The organism is Micromonospora musae (assembly GCF_003626635.1).
Lineage (GTDB): Bacteria > Actinomycetota > Actinomycetes > Mycobacteriales > Micromonosporaceae > Micromonospora > Micromonospora musae.
On sequence record NZ_RAZT01000001.1, the window covers coordinates 143,942 to 165,370 of the forward strand.

The following is a 21,429-nucleotide window of genomic DNA, read 5'->3' on the forward strand; positions in this document are numbered from 1 at the left end:
GGTGCCGCCCCGCCGTCCGGCGTCCCAGCGTGCGGATCGTCGACCGGAGCCCGTCCGGCTGGCCTCAGCCGGCCGGGGTGTCCGCCGCGGCGGCGGCCGAGCCGAGCCGGGCCAGCGCCGCGGCCAGGTCGCTGACCTGACCGGCGAGCTGCGCCACCCGCTGCTGGGCGGCGTCCCGGTCGGCCTCGGCGGCCTGCAACCGTACGGTCAGCTCGGTGAGCCGGCCCTCGGCGGTCGCGGCGACCCGCCGGGCGGTGGCCAGCTCGTCCGCGAGCGCCTCGCGGCCCGTGGCGGCGGCGGTCAGCTCGGCGCGCAGGTGACCGGCGACGGTGTCGGCCTCCAGGCGGGCGGTGTCGGCCTGCCGGGCGGCGGTCTCGGCCCGGTCCCGCGCCCGGTCGGCCTCCTCGCGGGCCCGGACGGCGTCGGCGGCGCCGGCGCGGGCCCGGGTGGCGTCGGTGCGGGCCTGCTCGGCCTGCCGGCGGACGTCCTCGACCTCGGTCTGCCACCGCTGCGCGTTCTCGCGTGCCGCACCGGCGTCGCGGGTGGCCCGGTCGGCGTCGGCGCGGGCGGCGTCGCGCTCCGCGGTGAGGTCGGCGACCCGGCCCCGTTCGGTGTCGCGTTCCGCGCGCACGGTACGCAGCTCCTGCCGCGCCGCGTCCCGGTCCCGTTCGGCCTGCACCCGCAGCGCCCGCGCGGCGGTGGCCGCCCCACGGGCCTCGTCCCGGTCCGCTTCGGCCTGCCGGGCCCGCTCGGCGTCCCGGCCGGCCTGCTCGGCGGCGCGCTCGGCGTCGGTGCGGGCGGTGTCGCGTTCGGCGAGGGCGGCCCGCGCCTGCTCACGGGCCTGTACGGCGGCCGCGGTGGCGTCCTCGGCCGCGCGCAGTGCCTCGTCCCGCTCGGTCTGCGCCGCGGCGATCTCGGCGGCCGCGTCGGCGCGGGCCTGGGCGAGCTGCCGCTCCACCCCCACGGGCGAGAGCTCGGCGTGCAGCGCCTCGGTCAGCGTCTCCACGATCTGGTCGAGGCGGTCCACCGCCTCCCAGGTCCGGGCCACCTGACCGGGCAGACCGGGGGCGTTGCGGTGCCGCATGCGGCTGTTGCGGGAGGCGCGCAGGCAGGCGCCGTCGTTGTCGCGGCAGTACCGGAACGGCCGGCCGGCGCCGGCTCGTTGCGGCACCGGGCGTCCACAGTGGGCGCAGGGGCGGAGGTCGGCGGTGGGCTGGGCGTCCATCGAGGGCGAAGTCTAGTGGGGCCCGCCCCGCCGGCCGGAACCCCGCCGACGACTCACGGCGTGGCCACGGCCGCCCGGGACCGGTCGGCGGCGATGCGTACGGCCAGGGCGCCCAGCACGCTGCCCATCACCCAACGCTGCACCCGCAGCCACGACGGGCGGCGGGCGAAGAAGCCGGCCAGCGCGCCGGCGGTGAGCACGATCAGGCCGTTGACCAGCACGGCGATGCTGATCTGGGTCAGGCCGAGCAGCAGGCTCTGCATCGCCACGTTCCCGCGCTGCGGCTGCACGAACTGCGGCAGCAGCGACACGTACAGGATCGCGATCTTGGGGTTGAGCAGGTTGGTCACCAGCCCCATGGTGAACAGCCGTCGCGGCCGTTCCGGCGGCATAGGCGCCGGCGTGAACGGGGAGCCGCCGCCGGGACGCAGCGTCCGCCAGGCCAGCCAGAGCAGGTACGCCGCGCCGGCCAGCTTCACGGCCGTGTACAGCACCGGCACCAGCACGAAGACGGTGGCCAGCCCGGCGACCGCGGCCGTCAGGTAGACGCCGAACCCGGCGGCGACGCCGAGCAGCGAGATGAACCCCGCCCGTCGGCCCTGGGTCACCGAACGGGACACCAGGTAGACCATGTTCGGCCCCGGCGTCAGCACTATGCCGACCGCCACCAGCGCCATCCCCAGCAGTGCGCCCGCCTCCACCATGTGACCGCAGCCTCCCTCGTTGATCAACACCCTGACGCTACGGGCACCGGGACCCGGCCCGGGAGGGCCACCGCGGCGACCGTGGCCTGCTCTTCCCGGGCGGCAGCCGGGGAATGCGCGGCGCCGGCACGACGCTGTGGTTGCCGGGCCGACGCCGCACCGCGGCGCGTTACGGTGAGCCGGGGGAGGTGCCGGATGACGAACATGTGGGAAGCCGCCGTCGAGGCGCAGATCCGCTCCGCCCAGGAGCGCGGCGAGTTCGACAACCTGCCGGGCGCGGGCAAGCCGATCCCCGGGCGGAACCTGCCGTACGACGAGTCGTGGTGGATCAAGAGCTTCATGGAGCGGGAGAAGCTCCCCAGCGAACTGCTGCTCCCCACGCCGCTGCAGCTGCGCCGCCGGGTCGAGCGGGTGCCCGACGAGGTGCGCGAGCTCCCCACCGAGCAGGCCGTACGCGAGCACTGCGCCCTGCTCAACACCGAGATCATGGCCTGGCTGCGCCTGCCGACCGGCCCGCGGGTCGTGGTGCGCCCGGTCAACGTCGACGCCGTGCTCCGTCGCTGGCGCGACGAGCGCCGCAGCGCCGTGGCGTCGCCCGCACCGCCCACCGCCGTGGCCGTCGACCGGTCGCCCCGGCGGGCCTGGTGGCCGTGGCGTCGCCGCTCCGCCGCCTGACCGACCTTCCCGGGACGCCGGCCGCCCCGGCAGAATGCCCTCGTGTCGATCATCCTGCGTGCCCCGGCGACCGCCTCCGCGCCGGAACTGCTCCTGCGCCCGTGGCGGGACGACGACCGGGACGCGCTGATCGCGGCGCACCAGGACCCGGTGCTGCGTAGCTGGACCCGCAACCCGCTCACCACCGCCGCCGAGGCGGACCGCTGGTTGGCGCGGGCAGGTGAGGGCTGGCAGGCCGGCGACTGGCTGACCTTCGCCGTCTGCGAGCCGAACCCGTACGGCGGTCACCGGCCGGTGGCGAACGTGGTGCTCAAGAACCTCGCGCCGGGCCGGCCGGATGCCGAGGTCGGGTACTGGACGGCCGCGGCGGCGCGTGGACGCGGCGTGGCCGGCCGGGCCGTGGACGCGGTGAGCCGCTGGGCGTTCGCCCGCTTCGCCGAGCTGACCCGGCTGGACCTGATGCACCAGATCGACAACCCGGCCTCGTGCCGGGTCGCCGAGAAGGCCGGCTTCGAGTTCGTCGAGGTGCTGCCGGCCCGGCCGCCGTTCCCGCGCGACGGGCACCGGCACGTACGCCACGCCACCTCGACCGAGCGCGGCACTCCCGCGATCAGAGCATGAAAAAACGAATCGCCGTCGAACCGACGGCTGTTACCGTTGACCCGGCGAGTGATCAGGAACAGGGGTAGAACATGGCGGGTGAAGACGACATATCCGGGTGATACCGGGCAGTGAGCGGCCACCGGCGCGAGTCAGCGCCGACGCCGTGGCCGCGACGTCGTCTCCTGATTCGCCTTCCGGGCTGCGCCCGCCAGCCTTCCGAGCTGCGCCCGCGGCGCGCCCGCCAGCCTTCCGAGGTCCACTCATGTCCAGTGCGTCCATCGTCTGCTCGAACCTCTCCTTCTCGTGGCCGGACGACACCCCGGTCTTCGCGGAACTCTCCTTCACCGTCGGCGAGGGCCGAACCGGTCTGGTCGCGCCCAACGGGGCCGGCAAGAGCACCCTGCTCAAACTGATCGCCGGCGAGTACCAGCCCACCGGCGGCAGCGTCACCGTCGACGGGGTGCTCGGCTACCTGCCGCAGACCCTGCCGCTCGCCGCCGACCTGACCGTCGCCGAGGTGCTCGGCGTCGCCCCGCTGATCGCGGCCCTGCACGCCATCGAAGCCGGCGACACCGCCGAGGAGCACTTCACCACCATCGGCAACGACTGGGACGTCGAGGAGCGCAGCCGCGCCGAACTCGACCGGCTCGGCCTCGGGGACGTGGCGCTCACCCGCCGCCTGCACACCCTCAGCGGCGGGCAGGTGGTCTCCCTCGGCCTCGCCGCCGAACTGCTGAAGCGCCCCGACGTGCTGCTGCTCGACGAGCCCACCAACAACCTCGACGTCGACGCCCGGCGGCGCCTCTACGACGTGCTCGAGGAGTGGCGCGGCACGCTGCTGCTGGTCAGCCACGACCGGGCGCTGCTGGACCGGATGGACCGCATCGCCGAACTCGACGGGGGCGAGCTGCGTCTGTACGGGGGCAACTTCACCGCGTACTCCGAGGCCGTGCAGGCGGCCCAGGAGGTCGCCGAGAAGAACGTCCGCAACGCCGAGCAGGAGGTCAAACGGGAGAAGCGGGAGATGCAGCAGGCCCGGGAGCGGGCCGCCCGCCGGGCCAGCAACGCCAACCGCAACCTCGGCAATGCCGGGCTGGCCCGGATCGTCGCCGGTGGGCTGAAACGCAGCGCCCAGGAATCCGCCGGCCGCTCCAACGAGGTGCACGCCTCCCGGGTCAGCGACGCCCGCGCCCGGCTCGACGAGGCCAGTCGCGCCCTGCGCGAGGAACAGAAGATCACCATCGAGCTGCCGGAGACCACCGTCCCAGCCGGCCGTACGGTCTTCGAGGGCGAGGGCATGCGGGTCCGCCTCGGCGACCGGGCGGTCTTCGGCGACGACGGCGTCGACCTGACCATCCGCGGCCCGGAACGGATCGCCCTGTCCGGGCGCAACGGCGTCGGCAAGTCGACCCTGCTGCGGCTCATGAACGGCGACCTGACGCCGGAGGGCGGGCGGATCCGGCACGCCGAGGGGCGCGTCGCGTACCTGTCGCAGCGGCTGGACCTGCTGGACCTGGAGCGCACCGTGCTGGAGAACCTGGCCGCGTTCGCCCCCGCCCTGCCCGAGGCGCAGCGGATGCACCTGCTGGCGCGGTTCCTGTTCCGCGGTCCCCGCGCGCACCTGCCCGTGGAGGCGCTCTCCGGCGGTGAGCGGCTACGCGCCACCCTGGCGTGTGTGCTGTTCACCTCCCCGGCGCCGCAGCTGCTGCTGCTCGACGAGCCCACCAACAACCTCGACCTGGTCAGCGTCGCCCAGCTGGAGAACGCGCTCGGCGCGTACCGGGGCGCGTTCGTGGTGGTCAGCCACGACGAGCGGTTCCTGCACGAGATCGCGGTGGACCGCTGGCTGCGGCTCGACGACGGCCGGTTGCAGGAGACCGGCCCGCCCGAGCACGCCTGACCGCCGGGCAGCCCGGTCCCGGCCGCGCCGGTCGGCGTCGATCCCGCTCGGCGACGACCCGCGAGTTCCCGCCGGTCGACGTGCCGCGCGCCGGTTGATGTGCCGCGTGCGGCGGTCAGACGTGCCCCGCGCAGCCGGTCCTCAGGGCCGCGCGCCGGTCAGTCGAGGGCGGCCCGCCAGCTCCAGGAGGTGCGCCGGGCCCGGCCGGGCAGCTCGCCCCGGCCGGTCAACCAGCGCAGCACCTGCGGCGGCGGGCCGCTGGGCGCGTCCGGGAAGAGCCGGTCGATGACGGCGGCGCTCAGATCGGCGGGCGGCTCCCACGGCACTCCGAGACCGGCGGTGATGTCCCCGGTGTGCAGCAGCGTCTCGGCCACACCCATCGCCGCGAACCCACCCGGGTCGCACGGCCCGTAATGCCAGGCGCGGGTGCCCGGCTCGGCGGTGTCGACGGCCGCGGCGAGCAGACCGGCGCAGGCGGTGACCACCGTCAGCACCTCGCGGGGGCTCGCGGCGGGGGAGACCCGCAGGTCGAACGGCAGGTAGCCGTCCGCGGGCCGCCCGCTGACCTGCCCGGCGTAGGCCAGCAGGTCGTGGGCGACGTGCGCGGCGGTCGTCCAGCAACTCCACGTCAGGCCGCCGGCCGGCACACCCCAGTCCAGCTCCGGGTACGGCCCGAGGACCCGGACCATCTCGCCGGCCGCCCGCACGACATCACTCCCGTTCAGATCCGCCACGCCCCGACCTTCGCACGGAACGAGGGCGTTGGCACACGCCGCGGGTCGCGCGGGAGCGGGCGGAGGCTGGTGCTACCCGCAGGACCGGCCGCCGTCGGAGCGCTCGTCGGAGACCCGCACCAGGGTCGAGGCGAGAAGGGCGACGGTCCGATCGTCGTCGCGGGCCAGTTGTCGCAAGGGGCCCAGCGCGACGGCCGCCGGCAGCTCGGCGAGGGCCTGGGTCAGACGGATCCGCTCCGCGGTGTTCGCGGCGTGTGCGGCGAGCTCGGCGACCAGCGCGTTCACGATCCGGTCCACGCACTCGGGGTCCAGCGACAACGCCCCCAGCGCCTCGGAGGCTTCGACGTCGTTCCTGCCCGCCACCACCATCTCGACGAGGGTGGGCACCGCTTCGGTCACGCCACGCGTACCGAGCGCCAGAGCGGCGTGCCCGCGCACCGTTGGGTCGGAGTCCCCGAGCGCGTCCGTGAGCACCGCGGTCGACTCGTCGCCGGAGATCTCGGCGATCGCCAGGACCGCGCGCCGCCGGACGTCGACGTTCGCCGAGCGCACGCCGGCCGCCACACTCGTCACACCGTCACCGCCGGCCCGCGCGAGCGCCCACCGCAGGGCGCCGGCGACGTTCGGGTCGGATTCGGCGAGGATCGCCCTGGCGAGCAGCTCAGCGGGGAGCGGCCCGCCCTCGGCCGGGGCCAGGACGGCCTGCTGCCGGCGTGCGGCGCTGGGCGAGTTGAGCCCGCGCAGGAGCTCGACGATGCGCAGAACGCCCTGCCAGCCCGCGGGTGCCGAGGCGTCGACGGCGCGGAGCCGATCGAGTAGCTCCTGCTCCCGCCTCAGCCGCTCCTCGGTCCGCCGGATGAGGTCGCCGACGAGCGCGGACGGTGAGAAGGCGGGGTCCTGCAGAACGCGTCCGATCTGGCGCAGCGACAATCCCAGGGACCGCAGACTCTCCACCTGGAAGATCCGCCGGATGTCCTCGGCGGAGTACTCGCGGTAACCGCTGCTGGTGCGACCGGTCGGCCGCACCAGCCCGAGGGAGTCGTAGTGCCGGAGCATCCGGGTGCTCACCCCGGAGCGGCGGGCCACCTCGCTGATCAGCACGCGGTCCCCTCAACCCGTTGCGGGCCGAGCGCCCTGACCCGGATCGCCTCATCGACGGCCGCGTCGAACCCGATGTCCGGGTCGCGCAGGAGCAGCGCCGTGGCGCGGGCGTGGGCGTTGACCGTCGGGTCGTGGCTCGCCGTTGCCGCCCGCAGGGCCGGCTCGATCACGTCTCCGAGCGCGACGAGCGCGCGGCTGAGGCTCAACTGCAGGTTCCGGTCACCCCGGCCGAGCTGCGCAGCCAGCTCCGCAGCGAGTGCTTCCTCTTCCCCGTCGGGTACGAGGACGACGGCGGCACGCCAGGCGCTCCGCGCGACCTCGTCGTCGGCGTCGTTCAGCAACGACCGGGTGATCGCGGGGTACGCCCTGCGGTCACCGATCTTCGAGAGCGTGTGCAACGCCTGGCTTCGGGCCTGGGCGCGCTCGGCACGCAGCTCCCGGCGGAGCCTGGGCACCGTGAGCTCCGGCGGCAGGCGGGTCAACGCCCAGGTGAGCATGTCGCGGACGAAGAAGTCCGGCTCGATCGCGCAGCGTGCCACGAGCGCGTCGACGAGGCCGGCGTCGGCGTCGGTGCCGACCGCCAGCGCCGCCTGGAGTCGCGTCGACGGATTCCCGGCGCTCAACGCGTCGCGCAGGCGCGGGTGCGGAAAATGTCCGGGTGTCGGGTTGATGGGGACCACCTCCAGCACCCAGGAAAGACCTTGTCACAGTGTCAACGTCAAGCACCGCCGACCGGTCGAGGACCTACGACGGACCGGCGGTGAGCAGCAGCGGGGTCCTGACGCCCTGCGCCGCGGCCAGGTCGGCGAGGAAGCCGCCCAGCCAGCCCAGCGCGTCCAGGGACCACTCGGCGAGCGTGCCGTGGAAGGTCACCCGGTGCAGCGGCGGGCCGAGCCAGGAGCGGTCGCCGAAGGGTGGATGCGTCGCCAGCGGATCGTGATCGGTCAGCGAGTGCGACTCGCACGCGAACACGTCCTGCGCCAGCCGTCGCATCGACTCGCGCATCGCGGCGGCCACCGCCGGGGCCGACGGGTCCTGGCCGCTGTCCAGGGTGACCCGTACCCGTGTCCTCGACCGCGGGTCGGCGTCGACGAACCAACCGGCGGCGCGCAGCGACGGAACCGGCGCGTACGCCGGGCGGGCCGCGACGTCGAGGCCCTGCACGGGAAGCAACACCTGCACCGCGTCCAGCCGCAGCGCGCCGAGCCGCGCCGTCGCGTCGCCGGCGCAGCGCAGGAACGGCTGCACCGGAAGCGGCCGGTCGGCGGCGACCGCCTCGACCCCCACCTGGAACCAGGCGACCAGCGACGACTCCGGTACGGCGAGCGGGTGCTGCTGCCCCGCGTCGTTCATTCCCCACAGACCCGCCGCCCCGGTACGCGTCTCCTCGACACCGTCGGCGGTCTGCCGGAGCACCCCGCCGAGGTCGTCCAGCCAGCCCATGGCGAGCGACCTGTCGGAGAAGAACGAGTACGCGTCCCGATCGGTGTGCCGCCACGGGTGCGGCGTCAGCTCGCCGTGCAGCGCGGCGAAGAGGGTGCCGACCGGCCCACGAGCACCGGGTGCCAGACCGGGCCGGGCCTGGTCGCTCTGCGCGTACCGGTCCGGCATCCGGCCGCCGGGGACGTCCATCGCCGCACTGTACGTCGACCGGACCCGCCATGGACGGTGACCCGGGCCGTGCTGGGAACTATTCACCTGATCGGGCGGGCGGCGTTGCCCGCCCGTGGTGGCGGGGCTAGGGTCGTACGCGTGACTGCCGGGTCGGCCTTGGGCCACGAGCGAGTGAGGCACCCGGCCGCGCAGTGACCGCGTGGCGGGCCCGCGGCCCGCCGATCCCACGCCCTGCGCGCACCCACCTCCCACCTGCATCACGCGGCCGGGTCGGTCGCCTTTCCCGAACTTCTGCGTCGCGGAACGCCGCTGCCTGCGTCCCGCGCGTCTTCGTGTACCCGAAATGGAAGAAAGCGGAGCATTGCCCAACGATTTCAACACCCAGATCATCGCCGAGTTCCGTGCGAACGGGGGCCGGGTCGGCGGCCCGTTCGAGGGCGGACGGCTGATCCTGCTCACCACGACCGGTTCGCGCTCCGGCGCGCCGCACACCACACCCCTGGGCTACCTGCCGGAGGTCGGTGGCCGGATCCTCGTCATCGCCTCGGCCGGCGGCGCCCCCCGGCACCCGGACTGGTTCCACAACGTCCTCGCCGACCCGCAGGTCACCGTCGAGGACGGCATCTTCACCTACCCGGCCCGGGCCACCGTCCTCGCCGGGGCGGAGCGGGACGAGGTGTTCGCGCGCGCGACCGAGGCCGACCCGGGCTGGGCGGCGTACCAGGCGAAGACCAGCCGCACGCTTCCGGTGGTGGCGCTCGAACGCACCGGCGGTGGCCCGCCCGAGGCGCCCTCCTGGGGTGCGGCCCTCATCCGGATCCACGACGCGTTCCGCCGGGAACTGGCCCTGATCCGCCGCGAGGCGGCGACGACAGGCCCTCGACTCGGTGCCCAGCTGCGGGTGAACTGCCTCGCCGTCTGCCAGGGGCTGCACCACCACCACACGCAGGAGGACGGCGGGATGTTCGTCGGGCTCGCCGCGCAGCACCCGCAGCTCGCGCCGACCCTGGAGCGGCTGCGCGCCGAACACGTCCAGGTGGCGGGCCTCGTCGACCGGCTCCAGGCGGTGCTGGGTGACCAGAACGTCGACCCGGCGGAGGTACGGCGGCAGGTGGATCAGCTCATCGAGGAGCTTGAGCGCCACCTGGCGTACGAGGAGGAGCAGCTCGTGCCGCTGCTCGACGCGATGGGCTGACGCGGTGGGCAGACGCCGCCGGTCCACCCGGAGCGGCGGCGTCTGCCCGTCTTTCTCGGGGACGACACCCGAGACCGGGACCGCGCGCGGTCAGCCCGGTGGGGCGGAAGCGATGGTGAGCAGGTGACTGCTCGCGCCGAGCAGGCTCGGCTCCTCCTCCACCCCGCGCAGCATCTCCAGCATCAGGTCGGTCAGGTCCGGATCGGCCAGGATCTCCGGCAGCCGGGCACCGGTCATCCACAACGGACCCTCCACGGCGACGCGCCGCCGCAGAAGCAGGCCCGACTCCGCCACCTCGGCCGTCAGCTCGTCGGGGTGGTGGAAGTAGGCGCTGGTGAACCACCGGCGGTCGGCGTCGATGTTGCGGTGCACCCCGTCGGTCAACGCGCGCTCGACCAACGGCCGGAACCGCGCGTCGGTGAAGTAGTCCCACACGAAGCCGTCGAGCAGCGACGCGAACCGGCTGATGGTCGCAGCGACGACCACGCCGCCGGGCCGTACGACGCGGGCCGCCTCCCGCCACGTGGCGACGCGCTCGGCCCGGATCGGCAGGTGGTACAGCGGCCCGAGCAGCAGGACGGCGTCGACACCGTGATCGGCGACGGGGAGCATCCGCGCGTCCCCGCGTACCGCGGTCACTCCCGGTCGGGTCGCCGCCTGCGCCACATGCTCGGGCACCGGGTCGACGACGCGGACCCGGTAACCGGCCCGGGCCAGCGGTCCCGCGTACACGCCGGTGGCCCCGCCGACGTCCAGGACGTCGGCGGGCGCCTCGGGCAGCATCCGGTTCAGGACGTCCCACGTACGCAGGAACTCCAGCCTGCCCGCGCCCGCGGCCAGGCGGTCCCGTTCGCCGCCCTGCCGGTAGTAATCCATGATCTCTGGGGTCACCATCCCGCAGATCGTGCCCCGCCCGCCGAGCCCGGACCACCGAATTCGCGGCCGCCACGATTGACCAACCTGGAGCCGTATGAGCCAGCCAGCCCACCACCTCCGCGCCCGTGACCTCGGCATCAGGGTCGGGTCCCTGCCCACCGGCCGACACAACGCCATCACCGACGTGCCGGGGGTGCTGGTCGGGCACACCACCGTCGACGACGGCCGGGACCTGCACACGGGTGTCACGGCGGTCGTGCCGAGCCAGCTCGGCCCGGGGCGGTGGACGCTGCCGGCCGCCGTGTACACCGGCAACGGCCACGGGAAGCTGGTGGGCTCGACCCAGGTGGACGAACTCGGCGTCCTGGAGTCACCGATCGTGCTGACCGCCACCCTGTCGGTCTTCCGGGCCGCGGACGCGCTCCTGACCTACCTGATGCACCACCGGCCGGACGGAGTGTCGTTCAACCCGCTGGTGGGGGAGACCAACGACGGGCACCTGTCGGACATCCGGCGACGCCCGATCACCGAGGAGCACGTGCTGGCCGCGATCGCCGGGGCGACCGGCGGGTTGCCGGCCGAGGGCTGCGTCGGCGCGGGAACCGGCACCACGGCGCTGGGGTACAAGGCGGGAATCGGCACCGCGTCCAGGGTGGTGCATGGTTTCGACAGTCCGGCGACCGTCGGCGCGCTCACGCAGTCCAACTTCGGCGGGGTGCTGACGGCCCTGGGCGTACCGCTGCCGGTGGAGGAGCTGATCCCGGAGGCCGACTCGACCGAATCGCCCGGCAACTCGTGCATGATCGTGGTGGCCACCGACGCGCCTCTGGACGCGCGGCAGTTGGGCCGGCTGGCCCGCCGGGCCATCTTCGCCATGGCGCGGGTCGGCGCGTCGTACAGCAACGGCAGCGGCGACTACGCGATCGCCTTCAGCACCGCCGAGCCGGACCAGCCGACGATCCCCGACGCGCAGATCACCTCGGTCTTCGCCGCCGTCCTGGACTCGGTCGAGGAGGCTCTGCTCAACTCGCTCTTCGCCGCGACGACCACCAGGGGAGTGGGTGGTCGCACCAGCCATGCCGTACCGCACGAGGCCGCCGTCGGCCGGTTGGCGGCCGCCGGGCGGCTGACCCCCTCCGCCTGAGACCACACCGCCTCACCGGGCGCCGGTCCTTCCGTCCGCGGTCGCCCCGCGCCGGTGGGCGCCGGGACTTCCCACCGTCGCCGCCGTGGGCCGGGCCCGGCGATGACCGGAAACGCCGAGGCGGCGTACGTCGGCAGGGTGCCGGAGTACGCCGCCCTCGGGCGTGACCATTGCTCGGGTCACGGTGTGACTTCTGGAGCAGCGGGGCTGCTCAGAGGCTGCGGGCGACGATGTCGCCGTGGGTGGTGGTGGCGCGGATGTCGAGCTCGGTGCTGCCGTTGTTCTTGAGGGCGTTGTTGATGCGGCCGTGTCCGGTGCCGGCGTCCAGGGCTGCCGAGACGCCGGCGGCGGCGACGACCGAGATGTCGCCGGACTGGGTGTTGAGCACGACCGTGCCGCGCACGGCCTCGGCGATCCGGATGTCGCCCCTCGCGGTGCTGATCTCCGCGGGGCCGGTGAGCCGGCCGACCTCGACGTCGCCGTCGATCGCGGTGAGGCGCAGGCTCGCCGCCTCGTCGAGCTTGATCTGGCGGTACGCGCCGTCGAACGCGACGTCGCCGAGGCGGCCTACGCCGCGCAGCTCGGCGGCGGCGGTCTTGGCCTCGATGCGGGAGCCGGCCGGGAGCTGGACGGTGACCTCCAGGGATCCGGAGGGTCCGAGGAGCTTGTTGGACGCGGCGGTGCGGATCCGCAGGACGCCGTCGCGGTATTCGACCTCGGTCTGCTCCGCCACCTTCACGTCGCGGCTCTTCGAGGCGTCCGTGGGCAGGACCTCGACCGTGGTGTCCACCCGGTCGGCGGCGATGAACTGCACCCGCCCGGCGGGGATGTCCAGGACGGCGGTGATCGGGGCGGGGGTGTCGAACTTCAGCATCGTGCTCTCCTCTTGCGCTTGTTGTTTCTGACATCGGAAACGCTACGTTGCGTTCATGGCCGAGGCAACAAGTCTGTTGCGTATTACCGGCATCTACCCAGCTCAGACCTCGATAATCGTTGCAACAGGTGTAGTTTCAACGCAACGTTTGTGACGTCGGACGTTGCAATGGAGTAGAAGTGAACGCTATGCTCGGTGCGTTCGGGAAGCGGTGGAGGGAGATCGGGATGCCGGGCGGCAGGCTCACCCAGCAGGAACGCCAGCAGATCGCGCTGGGGCTGACCGACGGGCTCGCCTACGCGGAGATCGCCAGACGTCTCGACCGCCCCACCTCGACCATCACCCGTGAGGTGATGCGCAACGGCGGCCCCACCGCCTACCGTGCCGACCTGGCCCACCGGGCCACCGGGCACCGGGCCCGCCGGCACCGGCAGGTCGCCGCCCGAGGCCCGGGCGCGGCCCCACAGGCGGACGGACGCGACGCCGACGTCGTACGCGAGTACGAGGAGGTGTTCACCACCCTGCTGACGCAGCAGGGCCTGCCCAAGATGATGTCCCGGGTGTTGACCTGCCTCTACACCACCGACGCGGGCAGTCTCACCGCCTCGGAACTCGTGCAGCGCCTCCAGGTCAGCCCGGCGTCGATCTCCAAAGCGATCACGTTCCTGGCGAACCAGGGCCTCATCCGGCGGGAACGCGACGAACGCCGCCGCGAGCGCTACGTCGTCGACGACGACGTCTGGTACCAGGGGATGATCGCCGCCGCCCGATCCAACATCCAGCTCGCCGAGACCGCACGGCAGGGCGTCCGGATCCTCGGCCCCGACACCCCGGCCGCCGCCCGCCTGGAGAACATCGCCCGCTTCGTCGACTTCGTCACCGAGAGCCTCACCCGCGCCGCGGAGCAGGCCCGCGAGATCCTCTACACGAAGACCGAGGCGACGCCGGGTGCCACCGCCGCGCCGCGCACAGAGCACGGGTAGCGGGCCTGTCGCGTTCCCCTCACACCACGCGGAGGGCGGCGCGTCGCGGCCGGTGGCGCAGTCGATCGACCGCCGCGGCGGTCGCCTCGTCGGCGGGTAGCCAGACGACCAACTGCTGGGCGTCCGGGGTGGGGAGTTCGAGCGTCTCCCGATCCCAGTGCAGCGGGTCGGTGTGCGGGTGGTTGAGGGTGAGCGGCACCCGGGGCGGGGGCAGATGGTGGTGCAGTCGCCGGGTGAACTCGGCGCCGGCGACCGGCGCGAACTCGGCCGTGAACCACTCGAAGCTCTCGGTCGAGGGCCCGAGCCACAGGTTGAAGACCTGCTCGTCCGCGATCTGGTCCCAGTCCGCGAGGACGGTCCGGGCCTGGGGGTGCGTGAAGACGTACCGCGTGAGGTTGGGTTCCTCGGCGTCCAGCAGGCCGGTGGCGCGCATCACGGTGCCGAAGCCGTCGGTGTGGGCGAGCACGTCGCCGAGCCGGTTGGTGACGAAGGCGACGCCCGGCTCGATCAGTTCGAGGATCCGGCGGACGTTGGGCCGTACGGTCCGCTGCGGTGGCGCCGGCCGCGAGCGGTCGACGCAGAGCCCGCTGCTGATCTTGGCAAGGTAGCGCAGGTGGGTGCGTTCGGCCGCGTCGAGGTTGAGCCCGTCTGCGAGGGCCTTGACGATGGGGTCGGACGGGTTACGGTCGCGGCCCTGCTCGATCCGGGTGAGGTACTCGACGCTGATGCCGGCTCGGGTGGCCAGCTCCGAACGCCGTAGCCCCGGAGCGCGTCGCCGCTCGTGCGCCGGGAGCCCCAGATCCTCCGGCCGCGTGCTGTCGCGCTTGGCCCGGACGAAGTTCCCCAACGGCGTACCCATCCTCCGAGCGTACGACCTGAACAGCCGGGCGGACCGGGCGTAGGGTGGCCGTGCGGGGGCCAGCCTGCGACCGGCCTGGCTAGGAAGCCACGAACCGCCGACCGTTTACGGCATGAACCCCAAGAACAAGCTCGTGATCATCGTCGGCAGCGTCCGCGAGGGCAGGTTCGGGCCGGTCGTCGCCGCGTGGGTGGCGGAGCAGGCCCGGACGCAGAGCGACTTCGAGGTCGACGTCGTCGACCTGGCCGACGCGGACCTCCCGCTGACGCTGCCGGCCGCCCCGCCGAAGTTCGCCGGCGAGAACTACCCCCGGCCCGAAGGGATGCGGGACGTCACCGCGAAGCTGGCCGCCGCGGACGCCTTCGTCATCGTCACGCCCGAGTACAACCACAGCTACCCGGCTTCGCTCAAGGCGCTCATCGACTGGCACTTCACCCAGTGGACCGCCAAGCCGGTCGCGTTCGTCAGCTACGGCGGCGCGGGCGGCGGCCGGCACGCCGTGCTTCACCTGCAGAACGTCCTCACCGAGCTGCACGCGGTCACCATCCGCGACGCGCTGGCCTTCCCGAACTACTTCACCGCCTGGCAGGACGGGTCACCTCTCGACGCCGCGGCGGAGAGCTACGCCAAGACCCTGCTGGTGCAGCTCGACTGGTGGGCGAAGGCCATGCGCGCCGCCCGAGCCGAAGCTCCGTACCCGGGCGGAGCGTGACGCGGGGCCGTCACCCGGATTTTCCGGAGGTGGCGTGCGGCGGCTCCCGGTGTCAGCCGACCATGTCGCGCAGCAGCTTCGCAGCCACCGTCGCGCCGTCGGTGCGGACAGTGCCGGCCACGGCGGTCGCCCGGGCTCGGGTCTCGGGAGAAAGTGCGACACCGAGTAGCGCGTTCAGGGACTCGAAGGTCGGGTTCGGGCCGTCGTGAGCCGCGCCGATGCCGAGGTCGGCCACGCGGCGGGCCCAGTACGGCTGGTCCGCCATCTGGGGTACGACCACCTGGGGCGCGCCGGCCCGGGCGGCCGTGGTCGTGGTGCCCGCCCCGCCGTGATGGACGACGGCAGCGACACGTGGGAACAGGGCGTGGTGGTTGAGCTCGCCGACGGCGAGGCAGTCGACCTGGCCGTCGGTCATGGCCAGGTCGGCCCAGCCGCGGGAGAGGAGCACACGGTGACCCTGCGCGCGGACCGCCTCGACGGCGGCCCGGGCCACGCCGTCCGCGTCACGCATCGGGATGCTGCCGAACCCCACGTACACCGGCGGTTCGCCGGCTTGGAGGAACGCCTCCACGTCGGGCGGCAGCGGACGGTCGTCCGTCCGGAACCACGCGCCGGTCTGCATCACGTCGAGGTCGGCCGGCTCCTGCCACGGGCTCAGGACCGGATCGGTGGCCAGCCAGGGGCGGTCGGTGAGGACGTGTTCGCGGAAGTGCTCCACCGGCGGCAGGCCGATGGCCGCCCGGTGGCTGTTGAGACCGGTCCCGAACAGCACGTTCATGGTTTCGGCGTCCAGGTCCCACAGCGCCCGGTTGTCGGTCACGCTCGGCGGGAACGGCCGGCCTGGCCGCTCGAACGGCGGGTGATGCGGCGAGGGCAGGTAGGCGGGGAAGTAGGAGACGAAGACGTAAGGAATGCCCCGGTGCTCGGCGGCCGTCCTCGCGCCGGCCGCGGCCGGCAGTAGACCGGTCGCCAGGATCACGTCGCACCCCTCGGCGGCCGCGATGACCGCCTCATAGGTCGTGGCGGTCATCGCGGCCGCGCGTGCGGGCAGCCCCTCCGCGGGAGCGTTCGTCTTCCCGGTGAGCACCGCCTTCACGAACGGGCGCACCGGCTCGCCGATCGGCACCAGCGGAAGGCCGACGGAGTCGAACAGCTCCGCGAAGTCCGGAGGAGTGCACATCCGTACGTCCGCTCCAAGCTCCCGCAGCTGCATCGCGACCGCGACCAGCGGTTCGACGTCTCCGCGCGACCCGTAGGCCATCAACAGCACACGCATGTGGTGAGCCCCATCTCGTGAGATTTCCGGGCTCGGCCTGGCGCGGCCCGGTCCGGTGGTCAGTGGCAGTGATCGACGCAGGCCAGCCTCGGTAAGGGCGGCTCGTCCTCGCAAAAGGGGAGATGGGTAAGGATCAGGTCGGGGTCGGTAGCAGCGGCCTGGCCTCGTGTTCCTGGGCTGGGTGGTCGATTCTGCGGCATCCCCGGGGTCTTGCCGCAAGCCGCCCTGTGCGCGATATTCTGATCATGGAGAGAGCGGCTGCCCGCCTCTCCCAATTCGATCGACGGGGACAGCGGTCACGGCCGCATCCGCCTCGACGGCACCCGTTGAGCTTCCGGTAGCACCGACGAACGTCCGGTCGGGAAAACTGGTTGAGCCCTCCTTCGGCCGTGAAATACGTTGCTGGCGGCCCGTCGCAGTGAGGACAGAGGACGACATCGCATGACCCCGCCTGCTCTCTAGACCTGACAGCTTTCATCGCTCACCTGTAGCCGACGCTCCCGTCGGCTACGCCGGGCTGCCCTCGTGCGCCCGGTCATCCAGCGTTCGAGGCCGCGCGTGATCGGCCTCGCGTCAGGTCTAGAGATCAGGTCTAGAGATCATGTCTTCACAACCTCATATCGTGCTGCCCTGGGTCGTTCGCCGGACCAGGCTGCCGCTGCTGTCGTTGCGGTGCGTGGACTGCCGGTCGGAGTCGGCGACCACCGGCGGCGGCAGGTTCCGCGTCAACGCCAACGGCAAGCTGCTGGACGTGTGGCTGCTGGTCCGCTGCGTGTCCTGCGACCGGACGAGCAAGCTCACCGTGCATGAGCGCAAGCCGGCCAGCTCCTTCGATCCGGCCGAGCTCCACGGCTACTACGTCAACGATCCACAACTGGTGGCGTGCACGCTCTTGGACCCGCTGCTCGCCCACCGCAGCCGCTTCAACCTCGACTGGACGGGGGCCTGGCGGCTGGACACCCCGTCGGCCTGGCTCGACGAGGCGTGGCCGGTCCGGGTGGAGGTCGCCTTCGACGATCCGGTACCGGTGCGCCCGGAACGGCTCATCGCCCACGGGCTCGGCCTCAGCAGGAACGAGGTGCTGCGCCGGATCAAGTGCGACGTCGGTCTGCGTCGTCGTACCAGCGCCGGATTCACCTTCACCGTGCTGGCCGGCGACTAGCCGGGAGGCGGCCGGGCGGGCCGAGTGGCCCGCCCGGCCGCACCTCGAACGGTTTCCCGAACTAGTTGGGCCTGCCGAACCAGCGGTAGAGGTGGTCGTCCAGGTCCTGCTGGTCGTCGCCGACCCAGGCGACGTGGCCGTCGGGGCGGAGCAGTACGCCCGGGAGGTCCAGCGCCGCAGTGGGATCCGCCAGGTGGTCGACCCGGTCCGCCCAACCGCCGACGGTCAGGCGTTCGGTGCGGTCCAGCAGCAGCCCCCGGCCGCGATGCAGCAGACCGTAGAGGTTTCCCTGCTTCACGTCGATGTCGTGCAGGCGGCGGCCCAGCAGGTCGGAGCCCTCGCCGAAGTCGTAGCGGATGCCGATCGCGGTGACCTTCTCGATCAGGTAACGGTTCACCTCGTCGAAGTTCATCAGCTCGGTCAGCAGCCGGCGCACGGCCCGCGGGCCCGGTTCGGTGGAGAACAACTCCATCTGGGCGCGGGTGTGGTCCAGCACCCCCTCGGCGACCGGATGACGCTCGGCCTGGTACGTGTCGAGCAGTGTCTCCGGCGCCCAACCGCGGATCTGCGCGGCCAGCTTCCAGCCGAGGTTGACGGCGTCCTGAACGCCCAGGTTGAGGCCCTGCCCGCCGGCTGGTGGATGGATGTGTGCCGCGTCGCCGGCCAGCAGCACCCGCCCGACCCGATACCGTTCGGCCAGCCGGGTGGCGTCGCCGAAGCGGGACAGCCAGCGTGGGGAGTGCACGCCGAAATCGGTTCCGGCGATGGCGCGCAACTGTTGTGCGAAGTCCTCGAGGGTGGGCGGTTCCGCGCGATCGCTGACTCCTGCGGCGGGGACCACCACGCTGTACACCCCTGCGCCGAACGGCCTGAGTTGGAACTGCCTGTTGGTCTCGCCGACCTCGGCCAGCTTGGCGGCCACCTCCTCCTGCGGCACACCCACGCTCATCTCGCCCATCAGCGTCTCGGTCCGCGCGGGCTCGCCGGGGAAGCCGACACCGAGCAGCTTGCGTACCGTGCTGCGCCCGCCGTCGCAACCGACGAGATAGCGGGTACGTAGCTGTTCCCCGTCGGCCAGCTCGACGGTGACACCGTCGTCGTCCTGGACGAAGCCGGTCACCGCGCAGCCGCGCCGGATCTGCGCACCCAGTTCGATCGCGTGCTCTTCGAGCAGCTGGACGATGACCGGCTGCGGGATGCCCAGCAGGTAGGCGTACGTCGAGTCCAGGTCCGCGGGAGCGGGCTTGTCGATGCCGGCGAAGTAGGCGCCGGCCGGGCGCTGCCGTGCGCGTTCGCGGATGCGCTCCAGCAGCCCGCGCATCGCCATCAACTCGATGCTGCGAATGTGCAGTCCGACGATGCGGACGAACGACACGGGCTCGGTCTCCTTCTCCAGGACGAGTACCCGCACCTCGTGCAGCCGCAGTTCGGCGGCGAGCATCGCGCCGGTCGGCCCGCAACCGGCAATGATCACGTCGAAGTCACCGGGCGCGCGATGGGCGCCGGAGGCGGGCGAGGGGAGACCGGAGACGTCGCCCGCGGTGCAGTCGTGCTCGACCGTGTCGGTCGACGACGGCTCGGCGGTGAATGGCAGAGAGTACATGAGGTGTTGCCTTTCGGGAGTGCCTTGTCGGCGAGGCGCTCCCGGCGACACCTACGTCAATCGCCCGACCGTGACGGGTAGGGGGAGCACCCACATCGCTGCAACGTTCATGGGTCTCACCTCCTCGGGCGAAGTCACGGGCAACTGGAAGTTACAAGCCGAGCATCATCCCGTCCAGTTCTTTACGCGCCACGTGATCACGCCTCACGGCCGAGCCGATTCTGACCGAGGCCGGTGTGGTCGTTGGGCGGATCCGGTGGCGGCCGGGCTGGCCCCGATCACGGTCGACGGTCTGATCCTGGAGTTGGCGTAGTTCGGTGGTTTGGGCAAGCTCGGGGTGGCGCTCGTAGGCGATCCGGGCCGAGGCGAGGGCCGCCTGCAGCCGGAGTGAGTTCGCCCAGGCGTACTCGGGTCCGCGGACACCGCGGCGCTGGCGTACGTCGAGCAGCAGGCGGACGTCTGCGTGCCGCAGTCGTTTCGGGAAGGACTCGCCGTCGAAGCCGTAGACGCCGATCGTCACCATTCTGAGCACCGGAGATCACCCCTGTACCTGCTGCTCGTGCCGGTTGAACCGGCACGAGCAGCAGCGGCCGCGAGGTCGCGTCACGCGACGGCGGTTCCCTCGAGTTCGACCATCTGGCCAGGGATCGCCAGCCGTGTCACCTCGAGCATCGTGGTGGTCGGCGCCACCCTGGCGGCACCCAACCGCGACGCCAGCACGCCGTAGTGCGGGAACAGCAGCTCAACGTCGATGGTGTAGACGTTGAGTCGGACGAGATTCGCGAGGGACATGCCAGCCTCGCCGAGCACGGCCTCCAGGTTGTCGAGGCTCAGCGCCAACTGTGCGGCCATGTCGCCGTCATGCTGCGGCTTGCCGTCACCGCTCATCGCGGTTTGTCCGGAGCAGTACAGGGTCCGGGCCTGCCCGGAAACGATCTCCCCCTGGTTGAATCCCATCTCCAGCGACCACGTCACCGGGTTGACTGCCGTTCGATCCACTGCCACATCAGCTCCATTCGATTCATCGGGAGTGCGCACGTCCACGGGCTCGATAGCCACGGTCGCCGACGTCACGTTGATAAGCCTGGCAACGAAACACGACATCCTGTGTCGTGTATTGCTGTAGGGTTTTCCGATGCGCGCCGACCGGTTGGTCTCGCTGGTGCTGCTGCTGCGCCAGCGCGGTCGGCTGTCCGCGGCCACGCTGGCTCGCGAGCTGGAGGTGTCGACCCGCACGGTGCTGCGCGACATCGAGGCGCTGTCCGCAGCGGGCGTCCCGGTCCACGCCGAGCGCGGTCGGCACGGCGGTTTCGCACTGTTGCCCGGTTTCCGGACCGAGCTCACCGGACTGAACCACGACGAAGCGCTCGCCCTGCTGGTCGCCGGATCGCGGCGCGGCGCGCGAGCATTCGGCCTCGGCTCGGCGCTCGCTTCGGCCATGCGCAAGGTGGTTGACGCGCTGCCCGAAAGCTATCGGGCCACTGCGGCAGGCGCGGTCCAGCGCTTGCTCATCGACCCGGAGACCGACCTCCTCTCGCGCCGGCTGGTCGCTGACGAGGCGCCCGAGGCCGTAGTGGCGGAGGTCCGGCGCGCGGTGTTCGCCGGACACAAGCTGCGCATCCATTACGCGGCTGTGCACCAGACCCCGAACTGGCGCACCGTGGACCCAATCGGCCTGGTCACGGTACGCGAGCAGGGCTACCTGCTGGCCATGAGGGCCGGCGTGGACCGTACCTACCGGCTGTCCCGGATTTTGGCCGCCGAGGAACTCCCGGAACCGGCACAGCGACCAGACCGGGTCGATCTGGACCGAGCCTGGCAGGAACGCAGCACGCAGTTTCGGACTGGCGGCGAACAAGTCACCGTGCTGGTACGGATGAACCCGGCGAGGCGGGAGGACCTGGTGGGCACCGCGCTGGCCGTCCGCGCCGAGGAAACCGACGCAGACGGCTTACTGCGGCTGGAGGTGACCTTCCAAGATCCGAGACACGCCGAATGGGCGCTGTGGCAGCTCGCCACGAACGCGGAAGCCCTGGGCCCGCAGTGGTTGCGGACGTCCCTGCGCAACCGCGCTGCCGCGGTCGCCGCCCGCTACGGAGTGCCATCCTGAGAGTTCGACCAGGACTTCTCGCGGTGTGACTGCTCCCATGCCGGCCAGCAGCGGCGGGTTACCTCCACGCTGTGATCGC

General features: G+C 72.5%; 22 protein-coding genes. 9 read left to right on the forward strand and 13 right to left on the reverse strand.

The features are described 5' to 3' along the window. Positions 1-64: 64 nt before the first annotated feature. Both D7044_RS00675 and D7044_RS00680 read right to left on the reverse strand, forming a co-directional pair. Positions 65-1,225: a coiled-coil domain-containing protein gene (locus tag D7044_RS00675; RefSeq protein WP_120687621.1), complete on the reverse strand. Its 1,161-nt coding sequence runs from the start codon at positions 1,223-1,225 to the stop codon at positions 65-67. A gap of 53 nt (positions 1,226-1,278) precedes the next feature. Further along, positions 1,279-1,929, reverse strand: coding sequence for a LysE family translocator (locus D7044_RS00680; RefSeq protein ID WP_120687622.1), 651 nt, complete (start codon positions 1,927-1,929; stop codon positions 1,279-1,281). Positions 1,930-2,124: 195 nt separating this feature from the next. Here D7044_RS00680 and D7044_RS00685 point away from each other — a divergent pair, with 195 nt between their 5' ends. From D7044_RS00685 to abc-f, 3 genes are all read left to right on the forward strand, one after another. Beyond that, complete coding sequence (locus D7044_RS00685) at positions 2,125-2,604, forward strand: DnaJ family domain-containing protein (RefSeq protein WP_120687623.1); 480 nt, start codon at positions 2,125-2,127, stop codon at positions 2,602-2,604. 42 nt (positions 2,605-2,646) lie between these two features. After that, the gene (locus D7044_RS00690; RefSeq protein ID WP_120687624.1) at positions 2,647-3,225 is read left to right on the forward strand and encodes a GNAT family N-acetyltransferase; all 579 of its coding nucleotides are present in this window, start codon (positions 2,647-2,649) and stop codon (positions 3,223-3,225) included. 244 nt (positions 3,226-3,469) lie between these two features. Then, complete coding sequence (abc-f, locus tag D7044_RS00695; RefSeq protein ID WP_120687625.1) at positions 3,470-5,107, forward strand: ribosomal protection-like ABC-F family protein; 1,638 nt, start codon at positions 3,470-3,472, stop codon at positions 5,105-5,107. Between the two features lie 158 nt (positions 5,108-5,265). Here the strand turns inward: abc-f and D7044_RS00700 are convergent, their stop codons facing one another. The 4 genes from D7044_RS00700 to D7044_RS00715 all read right to left on the reverse strand — a co-directional run bounded on the left by D7044_RS00700 (position 5,266) and on the right by D7044_RS00715 (position 8,574). Further along, positions 5,266-5,832: a maleylpyruvate isomerase N-terminal domain-containing protein gene (locus D7044_RS00700; protein ID WP_120687883.1), complete on the reverse strand. Its 567-nt coding sequence runs from the start codon at positions 5,830-5,832 to the stop codon at positions 5,266-5,268. A gap of 81 nt (positions 5,833-5,913) precedes the next feature. Beyond that, the gene (locus D7044_RS00705; protein ID WP_120687626.1) at positions 5,914-6,942 is read right to left on the reverse strand and encodes a MerR family transcriptional regulator; all 1,029 of its coding nucleotides are present in this window, start codon (positions 6,940-6,942) and stop codon (positions 5,914-5,916) included. Then, positions 6,936-7,613, reverse strand: a complete 678-nt coding sequence (locus D7044_RS00710; RefSeq protein ID WP_411710959.1) for a HEAT repeat domain-containing protein — start codon at positions 7,611-7,613, stop codon at positions 6,936-6,938. Before D7044_RS00710 ends, D7044_RS00705 begins: the two co-directional genes overlap by 7 nt. 73 nt (positions 7,614-7,686) lie before the next feature. Next, positions 7,687-8,574, reverse strand: coding sequence for a hypothetical protein (locus D7044_RS00715; RefSeq protein WP_199716404.1), 888 nt, complete (start codon positions 8,572-8,574; stop codon positions 7,687-7,689). 343 nt (positions 8,575-8,917) lie between these two features. Between D7044_RS00715 and D7044_RS00720 the strand changes: the two genes are divergently transcribed. Continuing rightward, positions 8,918-9,751 carry a nitroreductase/quinone reductase family protein gene (locus tag D7044_RS00720; protein ID WP_120687628.1) on the forward strand — a complete coding sequence of 278 codons (834 nt, stop codon included), beginning with the start codon at positions 8,918-8,920 and terminating at the stop codon, positions 9,749-9,751. Positions 9,752-9,841: 90 nt separating this feature from the next. Here the strand turns inward: D7044_RS00720 and D7044_RS00725 are convergent, their stop codons facing one another. Beyond that, the gene (locus D7044_RS00725; protein ID WP_120687629.1) at positions 9,842-10,645 is read right to left on the reverse strand and encodes a class I SAM-dependent methyltransferase; all 804 of its coding nucleotides are present in this window, start codon (positions 10,643-10,645) and stop codon (positions 9,842-9,844) included. Between the two features lie 76 nt (positions 10,646-10,721). Here D7044_RS00725 and D7044_RS00730 point away from each other — a divergent pair, with 76 nt between their 5' ends. After that, positions 10,722-11,771: a P1 family peptidase gene (locus tag D7044_RS00730; RefSeq protein ID WP_120687630.1), complete on the forward strand. Its 1,050-nt coding sequence runs from the start codon at positions 10,722-10,724 to the stop codon at positions 11,769-11,771. Between the two features lie 211 nt (positions 11,772-11,982). Here the strand turns inward: D7044_RS00730 and D7044_RS00735 are convergent, their stop codons facing one another. Then, a complete protein-coding gene (locus tag D7044_RS00735) occupies positions 11,983-12,645 on the reverse strand; it encodes a DUF4097 family beta strand repeat-containing protein (protein WP_120687631.1) in 663 nt (220 codons plus the stop codon). Between the two features lie 227 nt (positions 12,646-12,872). Between D7044_RS00735 and D7044_RS00740 the strand changes: the two genes are divergently transcribed. Next, on the forward strand, positions 12,873-13,628 hold the full coding sequence (locus D7044_RS00740) for a GbsR/MarR family transcriptional regulator (RefSeq protein ID WP_120687885.1): 756 nt from the start codon (positions 12,873-12,875) through the stop codon (positions 13,626-13,628). Positions 13,629-13,647: 19 nt separating this feature from the next. Here the strand turns inward: D7044_RS00740 and D7044_RS00745 are convergent, their stop codons facing one another. Beyond that, positions 13,648-14,487, reverse strand: a complete 840-nt coding sequence (locus tag D7044_RS00745; RefSeq protein ID WP_120687632.1) for a helix-turn-helix domain-containing protein — start codon at positions 14,485-14,487, stop codon at positions 13,648-13,650. Positions 14,488-14,599: 112 nt separating this feature from the next. On the opposite strand from D7044_RS00745, the gene D7044_RS00750 reads away from it, so the two are divergent. After that, positions 14,600-15,199 (forward strand): NADPH-dependent FMN reductase, encoded by a 600-nt coding sequence (locus D7044_RS00750; RefSeq protein ID WP_120687633.1) that lies wholly within the window; start codon positions 14,600-14,602, stop codon positions 15,197-15,199. Between the two features lie 52 nt (positions 15,200-15,251). Here the strand turns inward: D7044_RS00750 and D7044_RS00755 are convergent, their stop codons facing one another. Continuing rightward, positions 15,252-16,475 carry a glycosyltransferase gene (locus D7044_RS00755; protein WP_120687634.1) on the reverse strand — a complete coding sequence of 408 codons (1,224 nt, stop codon included), beginning with the start codon at positions 16,473-16,475 and terminating at the stop codon, positions 15,252-15,254. A 622-nt stretch (positions 16,476-17,097) separates the two neighbouring features. Between D7044_RS00755 and D7044_RS00760 the strand changes: the two genes are divergently transcribed. Beyond that, the gene (locus D7044_RS00760) at positions 17,098-17,637 is read left to right on the forward strand and encodes a DUF1062 domain-containing protein (protein WP_233563379.1); all 540 of its coding nucleotides are present in this window, start codon (positions 17,098-17,100) and stop codon (positions 17,635-17,637) included. Between the two features lie 61 nt (positions 17,638-17,698). Here D7044_RS00760 and rox read toward each other — a convergent pair whose 3' ends face one another. The 3 genes from rox to D7044_RS00775 all read right to left on the reverse strand — a co-directional run bounded on the left by rox (position 17,699) and on the right by D7044_RS00775 (position 20,314). After that, on the reverse strand, positions 17,699-19,240 hold the full coding sequence (gene rox / locus D7044_RS00765; protein WP_120687635.1) for a rifampin monooxygenase: 1,542 nt from the start codon (positions 19,238-19,240) through the stop codon (positions 17,699-17,701). Positions 19,241-19,391: 151 nt separating this feature from the next. Continuing rightward, complete coding sequence (locus D7044_RS32535; protein ID WP_199716406.1) at positions 19,392-19,772, reverse strand: hypothetical protein; 381 nt, start codon at positions 19,770-19,772, stop codon at positions 19,392-19,394. 71 nt (positions 19,773-19,843) lie between these two features. Further along, positions 19,844-20,314 carry a RidA family protein gene (locus D7044_RS00775; RefSeq protein WP_233563087.1) on the reverse strand — a complete coding sequence of 157 codons (471 nt, stop codon included), beginning with the start codon at positions 20,312-20,314 and terminating at the stop codon, positions 19,844-19,846. A gap of 61 nt (positions 20,315-20,375) precedes the next feature. Here D7044_RS00775 and D7044_RS00780 point away from each other — a divergent pair, with 61 nt between their 5' ends. Next, positions 20,376-21,350, forward strand: coding sequence for a helix-turn-helix transcriptional regulator (locus D7044_RS00780; protein ID WP_120687636.1), 975 nt, complete (start codon positions 20,376-20,378; stop codon positions 21,348-21,350). The last annotated feature ends 79 nt before the right edge of the window (positions 21,351-21,429 follow it).

Bases quoted from the DNA above. Each gene is read 5' to 3' on its own strand.
- D7044_RS00675 (WP_120687621.1), bottom strand. From the start codon at position 1,225: ATGGACGCCCAGCCCACCGCCGACCTCCGCCCCTGCGCCCACTGTGGA.
- D7044_RS00680 (WP_120687622.1), bottom strand. From the start codon at position 1,929: ATGGTGGAGGCGGGCGCACTGCTGGGGATGGCGCTGGTGGCGGTCGGC.
- D7044_RS00685 (WP_120687623.1), top strand. From the start codon at position 2,125: ATGACGAACATGTGGGAAGCCGCCGTCGAGGCGCAGATCCGCTCCGCC.
- abc-f (WP_120687625.1), top strand. From the start codon at position 3,470: ATGTCCAGTGCGTCCATCGTCTGCTCGAACCTCTCCTTCTCGTGGCCG.
- D7044_RS00715 (WP_199716404.1), bottom strand. From the start codon at position 8,574: ATGGACGTCCCCGGCGGCCGGATGCCGGACCGGTACGCGCAGAGCGAC.
- D7044_RS00725 (WP_120687629.1), bottom strand. From the start codon at position 10,645: ATGGTGACCCCAGAGATCATGGATTACTACCGGCAGGGCGGCGAACGG.
- D7044_RS00730 (WP_120687630.1), top strand. From the start codon at position 10,722: ATGAGCCAGCCAGCCCACCACCTCCGCGCCCGTGACCTCGGCATCAGG.
- D7044_RS00735 (WP_120687631.1), bottom strand. From the start codon at position 12,645: ATGCTGAAGTTCGACACCCCCGCCCCGATCACCGCCGTCCTGGACATC.
- D7044_RS00740 (WP_120687885.1), top strand. From the start codon at position 12,873: ATGCCGGGCGGCAGGCTCACCCAGCAGGAACGCCAGCAGATCGCGCTG.
- D7044_RS00745 (WP_120687632.1), bottom strand. From the start codon at position 14,487: ATGGGTACGCCGTTGGGGAACTTCGTCCGGGCCAAGCGCGACAGCACG.
- D7044_RS00750 (WP_120687633.1), top strand. From the start codon at position 14,600: ATGAACCCCAAGAACAAGCTCGTGATCATCGTCGGCAGCGTCCGCGAG.
- D7044_RS00755 (WP_120687634.1), bottom strand. From the start codon at position 16,475: ATGCGTGTGCTGTTGATGGCCTACGGGTCGCGCGGAGACGTCGAACCG.
- rox (WP_120687635.1), bottom strand. From the start codon at position 19,240: ATGTACTCTCTGCCATTCACCGCCGAGCCGTCGTCGACCGACACGGTC.
- D7044_RS00780 (WP_120687636.1), top strand. From the start codon at position 20,376: ATGCGCGCCGACCGGTTGGTCTCGCTGGTGCTGCTGCTGCGCCAGCGC.